A 17090-nucleotide genomic window follows, 5' to 3' on the forward strand; every position below is an offset into this window, starting at 1 on the left:
AAACGCTGCGACCCTTTCCGGATCGCAGCGTTTTGCTTGATGAAACCGATCGCTTGGCGAATATTTTCAGTATCCCAGGGCGATCCCATCCTTGCGGGATTCTGACGCGCCCGTGAGTGTGCCGTTTTCCCAGTCGATACGGATGACCTGTGCGCCGCCGATCGGATCTTCGGCAGCGACGATTTCGAAACCGCGCCGGGTGAGTTCCGCCACTGTTTCCGGCGGCAGCGTGTGTTCGACCTCGACGCGCGGGTCCTTGCCACCGATGGGCATCAGACGGGGCAGGTCGATCGCATCCTGCATGTCCATGTCGTAGTCGAAGACCTTGGAAATCAGATGAGCGTGTCCCATGGCCTGATAATAGCCGCCCATGACCCCGAAAGACATTTCTGTGCGTCCATCGCGCGTCACCATGCCGGGAATGATCGTGTGCAGGGGCCGTTTCTCAGGCGCGATCATATTGGGATGACCGCGTTTCAGGGAAAAGCTCTGGCCGCGATTGTGCAGGATGACGCCCGATTCGGGCGCCACCAGACCGGTGCCGAAGCTGTCGAAGATGGAGTTGATGAAGCTCACGGCATTGCGGTCTTCGTCGACGACCGAGATGTAGACGGTGTCGCGATGCAACGGCATTTCGAAGTCTGGCAGTTCGGTCAGGGCACGCGTCAGATCGATCTGGTCCGCCAGCTCTTTGGCAAAGCGCTCCGACAACAGTTCATCGACCGGAACCTCTGCCTTGGCCGGGTCTGCGATCCAAGCGTCACGCGCTGCGTAGGCGAGGCGGGTTGCTTCGATTTCCAGATGCAGGCGATCCGGCGATGCCGGTGCGAGCTTGGTGTCGAAGCAGGCGAGGATGTTGAGGATGAGAAGCGCGATGATGCCTTGGCCGTTGGGCGGGCATTCGTGAATGGTGCGGCCACGGAAGGTTGTCGTGACCGGGCTGACATATTCACCCTTGGCCGCAGCAAAATCCTCAAGCGTGTGCAGGCCGCCATGGGCGTTCAGATGCGCCACCATGTCTTCGGCGACTGCGCCTTTATAAAAGCCGTCACGGCCTTCGGCTGCGATTTTGCGGAGCGTGGCGGCCAGTTTCGGCTGACGGTGCATCTCGCCGATGCGTGGCGCGCGTCCACCCGGCAGGAAGATCTCTGCGGCTGCCTTGTCCGCCGCCAGTAGCTGCTCCTCCTTTTGCCAGTCACGATGGACCCGTGGTGTGATGGCATAACCGTCTTCCGCATAGCGGATGGCGGGTGCAAACACTTCGGAGAGAGACAGGCGCCCATGATCCGCATGCAAACGAGTCCATGCGTCGATGGCGCCGGGGATGGTGACGGCGGAGGGGGACTGGCGCGGGACTTCCGTCATGCCACGCTCTTCGAACCAGTCGACCGTCAGCGCCTTCGGTGTACGGCCGGAGCCGTTATAGGCGATGACCTCGTCGCCGCCTTTCGGTGCATAGAGCACAAAGCAGTCGCCACCGATGCCGGTGGAGCCGGGCTCGACAACGCATTGCACGGCGCAAGCGGCAATCGCTGCGTCTATGGCGTTGCCGCCCGCCTGCAGGATGTTGATTGCCGTCAGCGTGGCATAGGGGTGGGAGGTTGCGGCCATGGCCTTGGCCGAAACGGCCACCGAGCGTGTCGGCTTCTCGAAGTTGCGCATCCTTGTCAGTCTCCTCGCATTCTCATTTTGACCGCCCGTCAGCTGCGGGACCGGTATGGGGTCAGCCTGACCTCGAGAGCGGCAATTGCCCGGACGATCAGGAAGTTCAGGAACAGGTAGATCGCGCCGGCTGCCATGAAGACCTCGATGGCGCGGTAGCTCTCGGAGATCAGGTTCCGGGCAATGCCTGTGACCTCCAGAAGGGTGATGATCGAGGCGAGTGAGGTGCCCTTCACCATCAGGATGATTTCATTGCCATAGGCTGGAATAGCCTGGCGGAACGCGATTGGGAGAACGACCAGTCGAAGTGTCAGAAGACGTGACATGCCCAGCGCCTGTGCTGCTTCTCCCAGCCCGCGGGGAACGTTCTTGATCGCACCACGCAGGATCTCGCTGCCATAGGCTCCCGTATTGAGCGTCAGAGCCAGGATCGCGCACCAGTAAGGTTCGCGGAAAAGCCCCCAAAGGCCGATCGCCTGAAGGGATGGGCGGAACTGGCCAAGGCCGTAATAGATCAGGAAGATCTGGACCAGCAGCGGTGTTCCGCGAAAGACTGCGACGAAGGTGCGGATCGGCCAGACGGCCAGTTTGTGCTCACCCTGTTGGGCAAGTGCCAGGACGAGCGCGAGGCCAAATCCCAAGAGGACGGATGTGCCGGCGAGCTTCAGTGTCAGCGGCAGGCCGGACAAGAGCTGCGGGATGATCTGGATAAAGAAGCCAAAGTCGATCATCGGTGGGCGAGCCCCCGGGATGCGCGATCCTCAGCGACGCGGAACACCTGGCCGGTGATCCCGGCGATCACGAAATACAGGCTGGCTGCAGCGAGATAGAAGAGGAAGGGTTCGCGGGTGGAACCGGCAGCGACCTGGGCCTGGCGCATCAGTTCGACGAGGCCGATGACGGAGATCAGGGCCGAATCCTTCAGCACCAGCTGCCAGACATTGCTGAGGCCGGGGATCGCATGGCGCAGAAGTTGCGGGATGATGACGAAGCGGAGCATCTGCATTCTCGACAAAGCAAGCGCCTTGGCAGCATCAAACTGTCCGGGTTCAACGGCGAGATAGGCGCCGCGATAGACTTCGGCCTGATAGGCTCCTGAGATGATGCCCATGGCCAGGATACCGGTCGCGAGCGAGGGCAGGCCGACAAAATCTTCGGAGCCAAAGCTTCGGGCAATGGCCGTCAGGGCAACGCTGCCACCGTAATAGAACAGGTAAATGGTTAGGAGATCCGGGACGCCGCGAAAGATGGTGCCATAGGCCGAGGCGAGCGATCTCGGGATCCGCGTGGAGGACAGTCCGCCGCTGGCGCCAAGGGCACCGAAGACCGCTCCGAGCAGAAAGCCCAGTACCGACAGAAAAAGGGTCACCGCGGCCGCACCGAGCAGGGCAGTCCCCCAGCCGCCTTCGGCGAAACCGAGCAAATACATTTTTTCAAGCATGCGGGCGAAACCCCTTTCACTCATTCATGCGGCCGGAGTTGCCAAGAACTCCGGCCGCATCTGGTCCGCCTTGGTTACTTGACTGGGGTGACGTCGGTACCAACCCACTTTTCGGAGATGCGCTTGATCGTTCCATCGGCGATGGCCGAGTCGATTGCGGCGTTGAGCATGTCCTTGAGCTTGGTATCTTCCTTGCGCAGGCCCGCCCCGGTGCCCATGCCGAAGAGACCGCCAACAAAACCGGGGCCGGCAATCGTGTAGTCGGCAAACTCCGGCTTGGCGAGCGTGGCCGCAAGTGCCGTCTGCTGGGCGAAGATTGCATCGATGCGGCCGGCCGCCAGGTCGAGGTCGTGCTGCTCGGTCGTCTTGTATTCGCGGATCTCGACGGTGTCGCCGAAGTACTTCTTGACGAAGTCCAGCATGGTGGTCGCCGCCTGGACGCCGACGACCTTACCCTTCAGCAAGGGCTTCAGCTTGTCGATGGCGGCAGTCGCTTCGGCTTCATTGCTCATGTCGAAGCGCTCTGCGGAGAGGCCGAGCTTTCCAAGTTCGCTGTCCTTGGCCACGGCAAAACCACCGGGATCAACCGCATAGGGCTGCGTAAAATCGATGGTCTCCAGACGCTTCGGCGTGATGAACATGCCAGCCATGATGACGTCGAACTTGCCGACGGTCAGCGAGGGGATCAGGCCATCCCAATCCTGCGCGACAATGGTGCATTTGATCTTCATGCGGGCGCAGAGATCGTTGGCAAGCTCGATCTCGAGACCGTCCAGCTCACCGTTCGCATTGGTGAAGTTCCAGGGCGCGTAGGCGCCTTCCGTGGCAATCTTGATCTCGGTCGGCGCGCTTTCGGCAAACGCGACAGTGCCGAAAGCGAGTGTGGTTAGGGCAGCCGCAACGGCTGCCATGCGACGGATCGTCATGACTTTTCCTCTTCGTTGTTGAGCCGTGGAGTACGGCGGTTCCCCACCCGTGCCGGATGTGCCTCCGGCTACGGGCAATTTCTGACATGATGCTAGCGGCCTGGACTGGCGTATTCTGCCAGCAGGCTCGGCGTCGCAATGATATGTTCGCGCATCACCGCCTCTGCATGCTCCGGATCACCGGAACGCAGGGCATCGATCAGCGTCTGGTGCTCCTCGCGCGCGGACAGTGGCTTGTTCACATAGTCGAACCAGATGCGCATATAGGGTTCGATCACCACATGCAGCGCGGTGATCTGACGGATGAGCTTGGGCCGTTCGCTGAGATTGAAGATCAGAGCGTGGAATTGCTGGTGTCTGGACACCCAATCTCCGCTACCCGACTGTCCGTCGCGCTCCATTCTATCGAGCAGTCGTTCCAGCTCTTCAAAGATCTCGGCATTCATTCGCGGCATGGCGAGCCTGACTGCGAGGCCCTCCAAGACGGAGCGAATCTCGAACGTCTCATGGATCTCCTGAAGTGTAAGACCGGCAACGACGCATCCGCGATTGGGCCGCAAGGTGACGAGTCCATCGGCTGACAGTCGTCGAAACGCTTCTCGAACCGGCATGCGGCTCATGCCGATTTCCGCCGCGATCTCCTCCGGAATCAATCGGTCGCCGGGCTTGTAGCGGCCGAGGCGGAGCGCCTTCTGAAGATGGAGATAGGCTTCCTGCTCAGCTGTTGAAGCAAATTGCGTGTTGCTGGCAAAAGACCCTGACATCTTGTCTCACTGAATTTTTGTATCCAATCATACAATCACCTTGTTTGAATGCCGTCAAGCGGGTTTTAATTTTTTGATGAAAGTTCCATAAGATAGATTACGTGACATATTCGGGTAGCGGGGGGCAAGGATGAAGTGCGACTTGCGAATGATACCAATGGGTTGTCACTCGCAAGGAGAATGCAATGGAACGCACCTACTCCCATATTGACCTCGATGAACGCAGACGGCTTCATCAGCTGATTGCAGCGAAACTGCCCGTCAATGAGATAGCGCGTCTTCTTGGAAGTCATCGCTCGACGGTCTGTCGTGAGATGAAGCGCAACACGTTCCACGGAACGCGAGCTGCCTGACCACGACGGCTACGACTGCACCCTTGCCAATGATCTGGCGGTGACTGCAAGGCGGAAGAAAGCGCTCTCGCGGCGGAACGTTGCGGAACAAGTCTTCGGCCAATTGTCTCAAGGGCAAAGCCACTCTCCTGCAACTGTCACTGAAGGCGCCCAAGGTTCAGCTGTGCGTCAGGTTTCATACGCATGGTCTGTCCGAACCTTAGGACAAGGACCCCGCTGTGCGACATCTTCTTGTGACGTTGTGTTTTCTTGCCGGTGCAGGCGACGTCGTTTCGGCTGCCGAGGGGTGCGAGATTCCACTGTCAGAATGGCGGCCGCGCGAAGCGTTGAAGGCGCAGCTGGAAGATCATGGCTGGACGGTAAGGTCGATCAAGGCCGAGGATGGGTGTTACGAAGCCGCTGCCACCGATGGCACCGGGCGCCGGGTGATCGCCCATTTCGACCCGCACAGTTTCCGCGCGATCGAAGTCAAGAGCGGCGCGACTAAAGCCGCGGCGTTCTCGGCCCAGGGGTCTCATTGAGCATTGGGTATCCAGCCGGACGTGGCCGTCGTCATATCCGGGAATCCGCATTCTGGAAGCATACCCTGTTTCCGTCGCCGAAGCTCAGGCCGTGATCTTCGAATGCCTTGCGGATCGCATTGATCGACGCGGGACGTGTCGACCTTTCGCCTTCAGCCTCGATGCGGCGGATCGACGAGACGGAGATGCCTGACAGAGCGGACAGGTCACCAAGCGTCCACTGCAGCATCGCACGGGCTGCCCGGATCTGCATGGGGGTGAGGTCATGCCAGTCGTTCTGTGTCGGAAGGCCGTGATTGGTGAGGTCGTCATGCAACATGATGATCCCCAGCCACTCATGCGACCGTCCACCCTTCTTGATGATCGGCACGGCTCGGCTGTGAAACCACTCATAATCGCCATTCGCGCGCAGCAGGCGAAGATTGACCATATAAGGCGAAAGCGTTCTGACCGCCTGCCCCCAGGCGGCTGCGACACGCTCCCGATCCTCGGGATGTATAACGTCCATCCAGGCGCCGCGGGCAACATGAATTTCCAGCTGTCCGGTGAGTGCCGTCCAACCCTGGGAATAGATGGGTACGCCATCAGCCGTCGCGCGCCATTCCATCGTGGCCAGAGAATTGACCAGTGCACGATATCGCCCGAGCGTATCTTCGATTGTCTCCCGGCTCTCGTGCTGCGCGGTCATGTCGATGACAATGCCCACGGCTCGACTCGGTTGCTGATTGTCGTCAAGAACAACTTCCGAGCGAAAGTCGATCCAGCGCACGGTACGGTCTGCTCGGACAATCCGGAATCTGCGTTCAACCGGGATGCCGCTGCGGATCATCAGCCAGATGTTTTCGGCCTGCGACCGATCCTCCGGGTGGGCGAAGTCGCCAAATTCGGCAATCCGAAAATGCGCCGTCGGCTCCAGCCCCAGCAATCGCAAAAGTCCCGAACTTGGGCAGCAGGCGCCGGTCACGGTGTCACAGGACCAGAATCCCACGGTGCCGCGGTCTTCAGCCAACTTCAAATAATGGGTTACGACAGCGTCGCGGGCGAGCGTTGTAGTGTTCCAGTTGTCCGGCTGCCCGCCGTCTCTGGTAATCCCGGTTTCGGAGGCAAATTGGGAAAGCATTTCGAAAGGGTTGGCATTCATGTTTTACTTCCCCGTCCGAGGGACAAAGGATCTTTGCAGGATTTGCAGCTAAAACTGCTAGCGCGGCCCAATTGTGGCGGCAAGCCCTTTGCCACGTTGATGAGCCTGCATTTCATGCAACACAGATATTCCAACTCGGGCATAGTGTAGATGCGTTGCCTTCTCTTCATTGCGAAGAGTGGGATCCGACACTTGTGATGGAGCCTTCATCATGGCAGGAGTGCGACAGTCAGGTTGTCGAAAAGCTGCGTCGTCTTTGAGAGAGAATGGAATGTCGAACGTCATCAAGTTCGAGCGCCCACCGGAGCCCAAGGCGCCGAAGCCGAAGAAAACGGTCTCCCCGACCCTTCGCAAAGGGATGATCTGGGCAGGCGTCGTCATCGCCTTCATCGCGGCCTGGGGCTACTTCACCATCTTCGGTGGTTGAGTGCAGACCTGATCACTTGTCGTCCACCTGGACCGCCTGGGGAACCAGCGCGCCGCGCGCGCCGATGACCCTGCCGGCCAATGCGGCCCCGGCCTGGACAGCGCTCCGCATCGTCTCGCCCGAAAGCTCGGCTGCAAGATAGCCGGCGTTGAAGCTGTCGCCTGCAGCGGTCGTATCGACGATTGACGCTGCGGCCGGAACGGCGACCGTTTCCAAATCTCCCGCCGCATGAACAAGAGTGATGTCACCGGGTCCGTTCTTGACCACGACGCGGGCAGCACCATGCTGGCGATAGCGTTCGGCGGTGGCTGCCGGGCTCGCATCTCCGAAATGCGATGCCTCGTCATCGAAGGACGGAAAACAAAGATCGCTCACTGCAGCGGCCCGATGGATCCAACTGCGCATAGTGTCTGCACTGTCCCAAAGACGAGGACGAAGATTGGGGTCGAACATCACTTGACCGCCGCGCCGGGCAAATTGCGAAAGGACCTCGATCATCGATGCACGATCTTCCGGGGGCAGGATGGCAAGCGTGATGCCGGACCAATAGGCGATATCGGCTCCCTGGAGCGCCTTGTCGACGAGCGCCGGATCGCGTGCCAGTCGCCGCGCGGCACTGTCATTGCGCCAATAGGTGAAGCTGCGTTCTCCGTCCTTGAGGCTGATGTGGTAGAGACCAATTGTTTTGTCGGACAGGCGCTGCACATGCGCCGTTCCAATCTCCTCGCCCGCCAAAAAGTCCAGCAGTCGTCCGGAAAGGGTGTCCGTTCCCACGGCTGTCAGATAATCGATCTGCCAGTCGGTCCCGAGCCTGCGTCTCAGATACCAGGCTGTGTTCAGGGTGTCGCCGGCAAAACCCATCGATAGCAAACCCGGCTCGCCCGTCTCCGAAAGCTCACCCATGCATTCGCCAATCGCGACGATCCGTCCCATGTCTTGCTCCTCCTGTGCCTTGCGTCCGGTGATAATGCGCACGCTGGCCGCCGTCGACAGCAATTCGCGCTGATCGCATATTTGCTGGTCTGTCGATGTCAAATTGCAGGCAGGGCGAGCGCAGCGTGAATGGTGCTCAACCCATATGTTCAACCGGCTATGCCGAAACGGACGAGGCACAGCATCGGCCACGAAACAGTTGGAAACTAGAGGGCAAAAAAGCTGTCGAAGAAAGGCAGCGGGGCTGCAGACACGATGCGTGACATGGTGGAATGGGCGGCGAGATCCTCTTCCAGGGCCTCCACTTCCGAAGACAGCGGTCGATCCGAGCGGTAGAAGGCGGAGTGAGCCCGCGTTACCTCCTGCAACAGGCTGGCAATGCCTTTGGGGTGGTCCCCGAGAATGTCGTTGCCTTGCGCTGCAAAGAGAGCTTCGAGTGCGGCCATGCGCTTCAGCGCTTCCACCTGACGCTCGAACCGTTCGACGATCAGAGGCAGGAACGCGGCTTCGTCTTCTATCCCGCCGGCAACGACGAGCGACTGCGGGGAAAGCGCCGCCGTCATCGACATCACCCGCATGTAGAGGTCCCCGACCAGTTTCAGGGCCGGGCCGAAGCCGGTCGCGACCGCACCGCCCGGCACCAGATTGACGGGCAGGTCACGTCGGCCGCCATTGGCCAGGAGGACGCAGCGGTTGAAGACGTTGCGGGCGACATGGGCGATCACCAGTTGGCCCGCCTGCATGGCAATCGCCACCTCGAGCGGTAGTGATCCGCCCGATGTCAGCACCTCGCCATCGACCACCACAGGATTGTCGTCGCTGCGACCGGTTGCCTTCAGGATGACTGCACCGATCCGCGAGATTTCGGCAATGGCGACGCCGAAGATCTGTGGCAGCATGCGCAGGCTCAACGGGTCCTGGACATGGGAGGCATCGTGCCAGTGCCAGTTGGCCGAGGTTTCCGTCAGCCAGCGTCCGACGTCGGACTGCGTGTTGCAGCCAACGGTTATGGCGGAGCGCCAGGGCGCGCGCGCGGCGCCAAGTGTGGCCGAGGACATGAGGGCCGTCGCCATAAGCACCCGCAACACGCGCGCTGCATCGCGTACCGCAACGGCACTTGCGGCATACCCCACGCCATTCACCGACAGCGAGGCCAGCGCGTCGCGCGGCGCAAGCTTGATCGGCGTCATGCCGAGTTCCGCAAAGACGTCCGAGGTCTTGCGGCGGAGCCCGCGATAATAGACCTCTCCAACGCCGGTCAGGACTGAGCCGATCTGGCCCATCAAGCCGATATCGGCGCATCCGATGGAACCGGTACGGCGAACCACCGGCACCACATCCTTTTCCAGCAGCGCCGCAAAGGCTTCAACCAGTTGCGGCGAGCAGCCGGAATAACCCGTCAGCGCGGTGTTGATGCGGATGGCGATCGCCTTGCGGATGGTCGGAAGGGGAAATGGCGCACCCGTGCCGAAATGGTGGGCGTGAACGAGGCCGAGATTGAACTGCCCGAGTTCGCTTTCGCTCCAGTCGGTGTCCTTCATCGCGCCGACACCGGTGTTTGCGCCGTAAATCGTCTCTCCCCGGGCGATCGCCGCCTCCAACCCCCGCCGGCCTTCGCGCACGCGAGCCATGCCCTCGGGGCTGATCGACACGGGAACCGTGCCGCTGCCGATGGCGTGGAGGGAGGCAAAATCGAGTGGCTTTGCATCAAGAAGAACAGGGGTCACAGAAGGGACTGGCTCCGGAAGGAAGGGGATGGTCGCCTGCAATGCATGGCATGGCTGCACCATGCTACAGGGACCTTGCGCCACGCGAGCGGCCAAAATCGCAGGTTTTAGGCTTGGCCGCGACACGACGAGACGTGAGCGTCGACTATATATCGGGCGAAATCAGACGCAGTTTTGGGAAGTAGCGTCGATAGCGACCTGGATCTCGAGTGAGAAGTGAAAGGCCTTCGACAGCAGCATGCGCGCCGATGAAGAAATCCGGAAGAACCCCACTTCGCTGTCCGCCGGCCCTGCGGTATCGCGTGAATAGCTGACCCGCAAAAAAAGGGCAGACTTAGGCATGGACACATGGATCAACCGTGCGTCTGCGGCGAAAGCGTTGAGTTTTTCTATGGTGCCGTAACGGGCGGCGAGTTCAGCAGAGATCACGTCGTTAATCAGCACAGGACTTTTAATGGCAGCGCTTTCAAGCTGCTCAATCGACCACATCGCCCATACCGGATCGCCGGTCACGAGGTCGAGAAGGACATTGGTATCGACAAGAATCACGCCTCGTCGCCCCGGGTCAGCGCCATGATCTCGTCGGTGGAAAGCCCCTTCCCCGCATGCCCGTGCAAACGTGCAAACCGGCTTCTCGTAGGCTGTGCATCGGCTCGTGTCAGGACGATGCTACCGTCGCTAGCGCGGTGGAACTCGACTTCACTGCCGGGCACGATGAAAGTCATGCAGCTTGGTCGCCTCACTTCTCCGCACAGATGGCGAAACGATGCTGGGTCGCGCGCTCCAGCCCCTTAAGCAGCGAGAAATTCTTCCGCTGGCTGCGATGGATGGCCGCCATATCGGTATCGATCGTCACCTTGGTAAAGCCCGCTTCTCTCAGAAGGGCGGCGACCGCGTCCGAACGGGCGCCACCGGAAAAGTAGACGGCCGAGAGAATGCGGTTATGGGTTTCCGCCATCTCCGGATTGGGTGCTCCATGAAGCGCATCCCGGGCCAGACCGATATGAGAGGCGAGGCTTGCCAACCGCTTCAGCAATCGTGTCAAAGCAGATGGGTTGACGAAGTCGCCATCAACGACAAGAAGCCGGCCACCGGGCTTCAACACCCGATGCCATTCGTGGAAACAGGACAGCGGATCGACAAGGGTCCAGACCAGATGCCGATTGGTGATGACGTCGTAGGACGCGTCCGGCTCCATGGTCCGCTCCGCATCACCCATGAGAAAGCGGATCTTGCGTCCCCGTGTGGCTGCTTTCGTACGCGCCCGCTCCAGCATCGGCTCAGACCAGTCTAGCCCCGTCACCTGGAATCCCAGATCATCGAGCAGGTGTGAAACCACGGCCGTGCCACAAGCGAGGTCGAGCGCCGCCCTGCCCTCTCCGTTGCCCAGATGTTTCCTCAGCAGCGCATGCCAGGCGGCCCGCTCATCTTCTGAAAAAATCTCATGTCCGGGCTGCGCATCGAAAGTTTCGGCGCGGCGCGACCAGTACGCTTTGATCTCGTCGCGCAGGTCGTGGTTGGAAAGCGGGCTAAAGGCTTGCATCAAATGACTCTTTCAAGATGGATCGCGAGGTTGGAACACTTCTAAAAGATATTTCTTGACTGGGAAAGTCATAAAAACGTAGATCACGGCACAATCGCAAACAGGAGATATGACCGTGTTCAAGATGGAGAAGGTGGCCTCCGCCGCCGCGATTTCGCTCGTTCTTTTTTCGGGTGTCGCTTTCGCCGGCGAGACCGTGAAGATCAAGGATATCACCGGCCGCGAGGTCGAAGTCAGCGTTCCGGTCGAGCGCGTGATCCTCGGCGAAGGCCGGCAGATCTACTTCACCGCAGCGCTCGATACGGACAAGCCCTTCGGCCGTGTCGTCGGGTGGCGCGATGACTTCAAGAAGGCTGACCTCGATGGTTACAACATCTATCTGCAGAAGTTCCCGGAGATGGCAAAGATCCCGACCTTCGGCGGCATGAAGGACGGCACCTTCGACATCGAGCAGGCTGTGACGCTCAAGCCGGACGTCATCATCATGAACACGGAAGCCAAGTCCGCGACCGAAGAAAGCGGCTATATCGAGAAGCTCGCCGCCGTCGGCATTCCGCTTGTCTATATCGACTTCCGAGAAAAGCCGATGGAGCACACGGATGATTCCATGCGCATCATCGGCAAGCTGTTCGGCAAGGAAGAGCGCGCTGAGGAATTCGTCAAGTTCCACGACGAGCAGATCGCCCGCGTCACCGACGTGCTCGCCAAGCAGTCGGATCTGAAGAAGCCGGTTGTCTTCATGGAACGCGCTGGCGGCTATTCCGACGATTGCTGCATGTCCTTCGGCAATGAGAATTTCGGCAAGATGGTCGAACTCGCCGGCGGCATCAACATGGCCAAGGACTTCATTCCCGGCACCTTTGGTAACGTCAATCCGGAACAGATCATCGCGTCGAACCCGGATCAGGTCATCGTGACCGGTTCCAACTGGGAACTCTATGTCCCCGGTGGCAAGTGGGTCGGTGTCGGTCCAGGAGCCGACAAGGCAGAAGCCGAGCGCAAGCTCGCTGACCTGATGGCCCGTCCGGCCTTTACGGACATCAAGGCGGTCAAGGACGGCAATGTCCACGCCATCTGGCACCAGTTCTACAACAGCCCCTACCAGTTCGTTGCCATCCAGCAGATTGCCAAGTGGCTGCACCCGGATCTGTTCAAGGACCTCGACGCCGACAAGACCTTCGAGGAACTGCATACCCGTTTCCTGCCGGTCGACTACAAGCCGGGCTACTTCGCTTCGCTGAAGACCGGATCCTGATCGGTCAAGCGGCCGGCATCCCGCCGAATTCAGGGATGCCGGTCTTCTTTCGAGGATGAAATTTTGATGCTGACGAAGTTTTTCGGGGCGTTGATCGCCCTGTCGAGCGTTCTGGGTTCACCGCTGCTCGCCGCTGAAATCACTGACATTGCCGGCCGCAAGGTCGAGATCGACCTGCCGGCCAAGCGCGTGCTCGTTGGCGAGGCCCGGCAGATCCATACCATCGCGGCGCTGACCGGCGATCACCTAGTCGACCAAATCGTCGGCTGGCGCGACGACTTCCTGACCAAGGACCCGGACAGCTATGAGGCTTATGTGGAGCGCTTTCCGGCGCTCGCCTCCCTGCCCCGCTTCGGCTACGTGCCGAACAACACCTTTGACCTTGAAGCCGCAATCGCTCTTTCACCCGACGTGATCACGCTCAACGTCGAAGCTCAGAAGGTAGCCGCCGAAAGCGGCATCGAGGAGAAGGCCGCCGCCGCTGGAATTGCCATCGTCTATGTCGATTTCCGCGTCGATGCGACGAAGAACAGTGAAAACAGCATTCGCATCCTTGGTCAGATCTTTGGTGCCGAAGATAGGGCAAAGGATCTTATTTCCTATCGCCACGAGCAACTGGCACGGGTTACCGATCGGCTGGCGAAGGTGACAGCTTTCGTTCGTCCCAAGGTCTTCATCGAACGGGCCCCGGGAAATGATGCGGAAAACGGATGTTGCCGCAGTTTCGGGCCCTATAATTTTGGTGAGATGGTCGAGCAGGCCGGTGGCCACAACATCGCGGCCGACGTGATCAAGACCACCTTCGGGGACCTCAATCTTGAGCAGCTCATTGTCGAAAACCCGGAGCATTACATCGCGACCGGGTCGAACTGGGCAGCCGAGTCCAAGACGAACCGGTTCGTCCATGTTGGCCGCGGCGCCGATCCGCAGGCCGCCCGGCAGAAGCTCATCTCACTGATGGCGCGCACGGGCTTTTCCGACCTGCAGGCGGTGAAGACCGGCAATGTCCATGCCGTCTGGCATCAGTTCTACGGCGTGCCTTACGAGTTCGTGGCGGTCCAGCAGTTCGCCAAGTGGTTCCACCCGGAACTCTTTGCCGACCTTGATCCGGATCAGACCTTCCGCGACTTCCACGAAAAATTCCTGCCGGTCGATTACAAGCCCGGATACTTTGCCTCGCTGAAGGGGGAGACGAACTGATGGCGGTCGCAATTCAAGGCGCTGATATGGCGGAGGGGCGCACGCGCTACCGTGCCATTGCCGCACGCCGTACGGGCATTCTCTGCTTGCTGGTCCTGGCCTTGCTCGTCAGCATCGCCGTTGACATGGCTTATGGCCCGGCGCGTTACAGCCTTTCCGATGTCATCTCGACGATCTGGAACCCGGCCGGCGCCAGCAATCAGCTGCGCGTCGTCATCTGGGATATCCGCATGCCGATTGCCTTGATGGCGGTGACGGTCGGGGCGTGTCTGTCTTTGGCGGGCGCGCAGATGCAGACCATCCTTGCCAATCCGCTCGCAAGTCCTTTCACACTCGGCATTTCGGCCGCCGCTGGCTTCGGGGCCGCGCTTGGTCTCGTCGCCGGCGTCGCGGTCTTCCCCGCCGCCGTGCAATACATGGTGCCGGTCAATGCCTTCCTGATGGCCATGCTTGCCTCGCTGTTCATCTACAGCGTTTCGACGCTCAGGGGCGTGACGGTCGAGACGATCGTTCTGCTCGGTATTGCGCTTGTCTTTACCTTCAACGCGCTTTTGTCGTTGCTCGAATATCTGGCCTCCGAACAGGCGCTGGCGGCCGTCGTCTTCTGGACCATGGGCTCGCTCACCAAGGCGACATGGCCGAAGGTGGCCGTCACCTTCGCCGTGCTCGTCCTCTGCGTTCCGCTGTTTGCCCGTCGTGCCTGGGCGCTGACGGCACTTCGCCTTGGTGACGACAAGGCCGCCTCCTTTGGCGTCAACGTCAAGGGTTTGCGGCTCGAGACCATGATGCTGGTCAGCCTTCTCGCCGCGATCCCGGTTTCCTTTGTCGGTACCATCGGCTTTATCGGCCTGGTCGGTCCCCATATCGCCCGTATGCTGGTGGGCGAAGACCAGCGCTTCTTCTTGCCCGGTTCGGTGATCTGCGGCGCGCTGCTCCTATCCGTCACGTCAGTCGTCTCGAAGATGCTGATCCCCGGCGCCATCCTGCCGATCGGCGTGATCACGGCACTGGTCGGGGTTCCCTTCTTCTTCTCGCTCATCTTCACCAACAGGAGGCGCGCATGGTAGCCCTCAGGCTCGAAGCCGTCGGCGCCCAGTATGGCCGCCATCGGGTTTTTTCAGAGATCACCACCTCCGACATATCAGGCGGCGCTCTGACTGCGGTGATTGGCCCCAACGCGGCGGGTAAGTCCACCCTGTTCAAGCGTATCGCCGGCCTTTTGAAAGGCGATGGCGTCGTGCATGTGAGCGGAGAGGAAAGCCTGCGGCCAATCTGTTACATGCCGCAGGACACCGGCGCCAATGCCGTTCTCACCGTCTATGAAAGCGTGCTGCTCGCGTCCAAACAGGGTTCCGGCTGGAAGGTTGCCGAGGATGAACTGGTCGAGATCGACCGGATCCTCGAAGCCTTGCGCATCACGGATCTTGCCTTTCGCGATCTCGGCGAGTTGTCGGGTGGACAGCGCCAACTGGTGGCAATCGCGCAAGCCCTGGTGCGAAAGCCGGAGATCCTGCTGATGGACGAGCCGACTTCGGCGCTTGATCTCTTCCGCCAGATCGAGGTGCTGCAGTTCATGCACACGCTTGCCCGGGAGACGGGTATCGCCGTGCTGATCGCCCTGCATGATCTCAACCACGCCATCCGCTACTGCGACCACGCACTGGTGGTGGCCGATGGTCGGTTGGTGGTCAGCGGCGCAACCCTCGACGTGATCACCCCTGCCCTACTGCGCGAGGTCTACCATGTGGAAGCGCGGATCGAGGCCTGCACCCAGGGACGCCCGATGGTGATTGTGGATGCGGCGCTGGGATAAGGTCGCTCAGTGTTCAATGACGTCCACATTCTCAAGCCGTGCAGCCGCCGCCAATTGCCGATCGGTGGTGGCAAGCGGGAGGCTTTGTTGCTTCGCCAAAGCGAGATAGCTGACATCATAGGCGCTTATGCCGCGTGTTCGAGCAAGACGCAGGATCGCGTCATCCAAGCCGGATCCAAAATCTTCAATGGGCAGGCCGCGTAACTGCTCCAGGCATCGGGTGGACTCACCAAGCGCCAAGCGTCCTCTGCGCTCAGCGATCACCAGTACATTGCGCATTTCAAACCAGAACAGGGAAGGCACGAGCGCAGACGTCGATTCAAGCGTTGAAAGCAACCGGTCACCGACGCTGCTGTCCTCGTCCCGGAGAAACCAGCTCACCGCGATGGAAGCATCCAGCACGAAGGCCATGGCTATGGACGGCCCTCGTTGCGCCAGGTCTTGATCTCGTCACGGCTGGTGGCGCTTCTGAGGTCGCGTTGCGATTTGATCGTGCGAATGAGTTCAGCGACCGCGCTCCTCTGTGGAATCTGAGAAAGCCGAGCGATTGGCACGTCACCACGCGCAATGATGATGTCCTCACCAGCCTCGATTTTGTCCAGAAGCTCCAAGAGTTGCCCTTTGGGCTCAGAAATTTTGACGGTCACGGTCATTCCTGCACTCCAAAGCCTGGGTTCCCAGTATGCCTCACATGATAGACAAGAGGCGAGCTTGGTCAAGAATCGGATCGGTCTGCCGGCACCCTTGACGTTGTCAGCTCAAACCCATGTAGCGGCCGGGCTTGTGGTTGATGGCGAGGATCAGGTTGGTGATCGCAGCGCCCAGCACTGACAGCGCCAGCCGGTCGGTCGGCAGAACGAAATAGGCGGCGGCGAGGATCGAGAGGTCGACACCCAGCTGGAAATAGCCGGCGCGCAGACCGATCTTTTCCTGCAGATACATGGCCAGGATGTTGATGCCGCCGAGTCCCGTGCGGTGACGAAACAGCATCAGCAGCCCCGTCCCGATCAGTCCGCCGCCGATCACAGTGGCATAGAGTGGATCTAGGTGGGAAAAGTCGATCCACTGGCTGTTGAACTTCGACAGAACCGAGACCAAAGCGACTGCCGTGAAGGTGCGAAGCGTGAAGGGCCAGCCCATGCGTTTGACCGCGAGAATGTAGAAAGGCAGGTTGATCAGGAAGAAGATCAGCCCGAAACCCCAGCCGCTCGCATAGGACAAAAGCAGCGCCAGACCGGCACTCGAGCCAACCGTCAGCATGGTCTTTGCGTAAATCAGCGTGCCGAGGGAAACGAACATCGTTCCGGAAATCATTGCAAGCACGTCTTCATAGAGGCGGTGCCGCTCGGCACGCGCCTCATTCGTCGCGGTGGTGGTGGTCATG

General features: G+C 60.2%; 19 protein-coding genes and 2 pseudogenes. 7 read left to right on the forward strand and 14 right to left on the reverse strand.

The annotated features are described in order from the left end of the window. Positions 1-66: 66 nt before the first annotated feature. The 5 genes from ggt to DMY87_RS16030 form a co-directional block, all read right to left on the reverse strand. Complete coding sequence (gene ggt, locus DMY87_RS16010) at positions 67-1662, reverse strand: gamma-glutamyltransferase (protein WP_110792657.1); 1596 nt, start codon at positions 1660-1662, stop codon at positions 67-69. 38 nt (positions 1663-1700) lie between these two features. Then, entirely contained in the window at positions 1701-2393 is a 693-nt protein-coding gene (locus DMY87_RS16015) for an ABC transporter permease (RefSeq protein WP_110792658.1), read from the reverse strand. Beyond that, positions 2390-3103, reverse strand: coding sequence for an ABC transporter permease (locus tag DMY87_RS16020; protein ID WP_110792659.1), 714 nt, complete (start codon positions 3101-3103; stop codon positions 2390-2392). The genes DMY87_RS16015 and DMY87_RS16020 overlap by 4 nt, the downstream gene beginning before the upstream one ends. A 74-nt stretch (positions 3104-3177) precedes the next feature. Next, complete coding sequence (locus tag DMY87_RS16025; RefSeq protein ID WP_110792660.1) at positions 3178-4029, reverse strand: transporter substrate-binding domain-containing protein; 852 nt, start codon at positions 4027-4029, stop codon at positions 3178-3180. A gap of 92 nt (positions 4030-4121) precedes the next feature. After that, the gene (locus tag DMY87_RS16030; protein ID WP_110792661.1) at positions 4122-4793 is read right to left on the reverse strand and encodes a GntR family transcriptional regulator; all 672 of its coding nucleotides are present in this window, start codon (positions 4791-4793) and stop codon (positions 4122-4124) included. A 185-nt stretch (positions 4794-4978) separates the two neighbouring features. Here DMY87_RS16030 and DMY87_RS16035 point away from each other — a divergent pair. Both DMY87_RS16035 and DMY87_RS16040 read left to right on the forward strand, forming a co-directional pair. After that, positions 4979-5225 (forward strand): annotated as a pseudogene (locus DMY87_RS16035) (helix-turn-helix domain-containing protein); the annotation flags it as partial. Positions 5226-5364: 139 nt separating this feature from the next. Then, positions 5365-5667: a PepSY domain-containing protein gene (locus DMY87_RS16040; protein WP_110792663.1), complete on the forward strand. Its 303-nt coding sequence runs from the start codon at positions 5365-5367 to the stop codon at positions 5665-5667. 31 nt (positions 5668-5698) lie between these two features. Here DMY87_RS16040 and DMY87_RS16045 read toward each other — a convergent pair whose 3' ends face one another. Continuing rightward, complete coding sequence (locus DMY87_RS16045; protein WP_245408943.1) at positions 5699-6808, reverse strand: PAS domain-containing protein; 1110 nt, start codon at positions 6806-6808, stop codon at positions 5699-5701. Between the two features lie 271 nt (positions 6809-7079). On the opposite strand from DMY87_RS16045, the gene DMY87_RS24200 reads away from it, so the two are divergent. Then, positions 7080-7235, forward strand: a complete 156-nt coding sequence (locus DMY87_RS24200; protein ID WP_165826271.1) for a hypothetical protein — start codon at positions 7080-7082, stop codon at positions 7233-7235. 12 nt (positions 7236-7247) lie between these two features. Here the strand turns inward: DMY87_RS24200 and DMY87_RS16050 are convergent, their stop codons facing one another. The 5 genes and pseudogenes from DMY87_RS16050 to DMY87_RS16070 form a co-directional block, all read right to left on the reverse strand. Beyond that, positions 7248-8168: a sugar kinase gene (locus DMY87_RS16050; protein ID WP_110792927.1), complete on the reverse strand. Its 921-nt coding sequence runs from the start codon at positions 8166-8168 to the stop codon at positions 7248-7250. A 206-nt stretch (positions 8169-8374) separates the two neighbouring features. Continuing rightward, entirely contained in the window at positions 8375-9895 is a 1521-nt protein-coding gene (locus tag DMY87_RS16055) for an aromatic amino acid ammonia-lyase (protein WP_245408944.1), read from the reverse strand. A gap of 145 nt (positions 9896-10040) precedes the next feature. Further along, positions 10041-10444 (reverse strand): annotated as a pseudogene (locus DMY87_RS16060) (type II toxin-antitoxin system VapC family toxin). Further along, positions 10441-10620, reverse strand: a complete 180-nt coding sequence (locus tag DMY87_RS24410; RefSeq protein WP_110792665.1) for an AbrB family transcriptional regulator — start codon at positions 10618-10620, stop codon at positions 10441-10443. Before DMY87_RS24410 ends, DMY87_RS16060 begins: the two are co-directional and overlap by 4 nt. Before the next feature lie 14 nt (positions 10621-10634). Further along, positions 10635-11438 carry a class I SAM-dependent methyltransferase gene (locus tag DMY87_RS16070; protein WP_110792666.1) on the reverse strand — a complete coding sequence of 268 codons (804 nt, stop codon included), beginning with the start codon at positions 11436-11438 and terminating at the stop codon, positions 10635-10637. 109 nt (positions 11439-11547) lie between these two features. Between DMY87_RS16070 and DMY87_RS16075 the strand changes: the two genes are divergently transcribed. The 4 genes from DMY87_RS16075 (at position 11548) to DMY87_RS16090 (ending at position 15706) form a co-directional block, all read left to right on the forward strand. Continuing rightward, positions 11548-12693, forward strand: coding sequence for an ABC transporter substrate-binding protein (locus DMY87_RS16075; protein ID WP_110792667.1), 1146 nt, complete (start codon positions 11548-11550; stop codon positions 12691-12693). 66 nt (positions 12694-12759) lie between these two features. Continuing rightward, complete coding sequence (locus DMY87_RS16080; RefSeq protein WP_110792668.1) at positions 12760-13893, forward strand: ABC transporter substrate-binding protein; 1134 nt, start codon at positions 12760-12762, stop codon at positions 13891-13893. After that, the gene (locus DMY87_RS16085) at positions 13893-14960 is read left to right on the forward strand and encodes a FecCD family ABC transporter permease (protein ID WP_110792669.1); all 1068 of its coding nucleotides are present in this window, start codon (positions 13893-13895) and stop codon (positions 14958-14960) included. The genes DMY87_RS16080 and DMY87_RS16085 overlap by 1 nt, the downstream gene beginning before the upstream one ends. Then, positions 14954-15706: an ABC transporter ATP-binding protein gene (locus tag DMY87_RS16090; protein ID WP_110792670.1), complete on the forward strand. Its 753-nt coding sequence runs from the start codon at positions 14954-14956 to the stop codon at positions 15704-15706. Before DMY87_RS16085 ends, DMY87_RS16090 begins: the two co-directional genes overlap by 7 nt. Before the next feature lie 6 nt (positions 15707-15712). On the opposite strand, the gene DMY87_RS16095 is transcribed toward DMY87_RS16090, so the two are convergent. From DMY87_RS16095 to DMY87_RS16105, 3 genes are all read right to left on the reverse strand, one after another. Further along, positions 15713-16117, reverse strand: coding sequence for a type II toxin-antitoxin system VapC family toxin (locus DMY87_RS16095; protein ID WP_110792671.1), 405 nt, complete (start codon positions 16115-16117; stop codon positions 15713-15715). Between the two features lie 2 nt (positions 16118-16119). Continuing rightward, positions 16120-16359 carry a type II toxin-antitoxin system Phd/YefM family antitoxin gene (locus DMY87_RS16100; RefSeq protein WP_110792672.1) on the reverse strand — a complete coding sequence of 80 codons (240 nt, stop codon included), beginning with the start codon at positions 16357-16359 and terminating at the stop codon, positions 16120-16122. Between the two features lie 100 nt (positions 16360-16459). Beyond that, complete coding sequence (locus DMY87_RS16105; RefSeq protein WP_110792673.1) at positions 16460-17089, reverse strand: DUF6198 family protein; 630 nt, start codon at positions 17087-17089, stop codon at positions 16460-16462. Position 17090 lies beyond the last annotated feature (1 nt).

This window comes from Peteryoungia wuzhouensis, from assembly GCF_003205195.1.
GTDB classification, from domain to species: Bacteria; Pseudomonadota; Alphaproteobacteria; order Rhizobiales; family Rhizobiaceae; genus Allorhizobium; species Allorhizobium wuzhouense.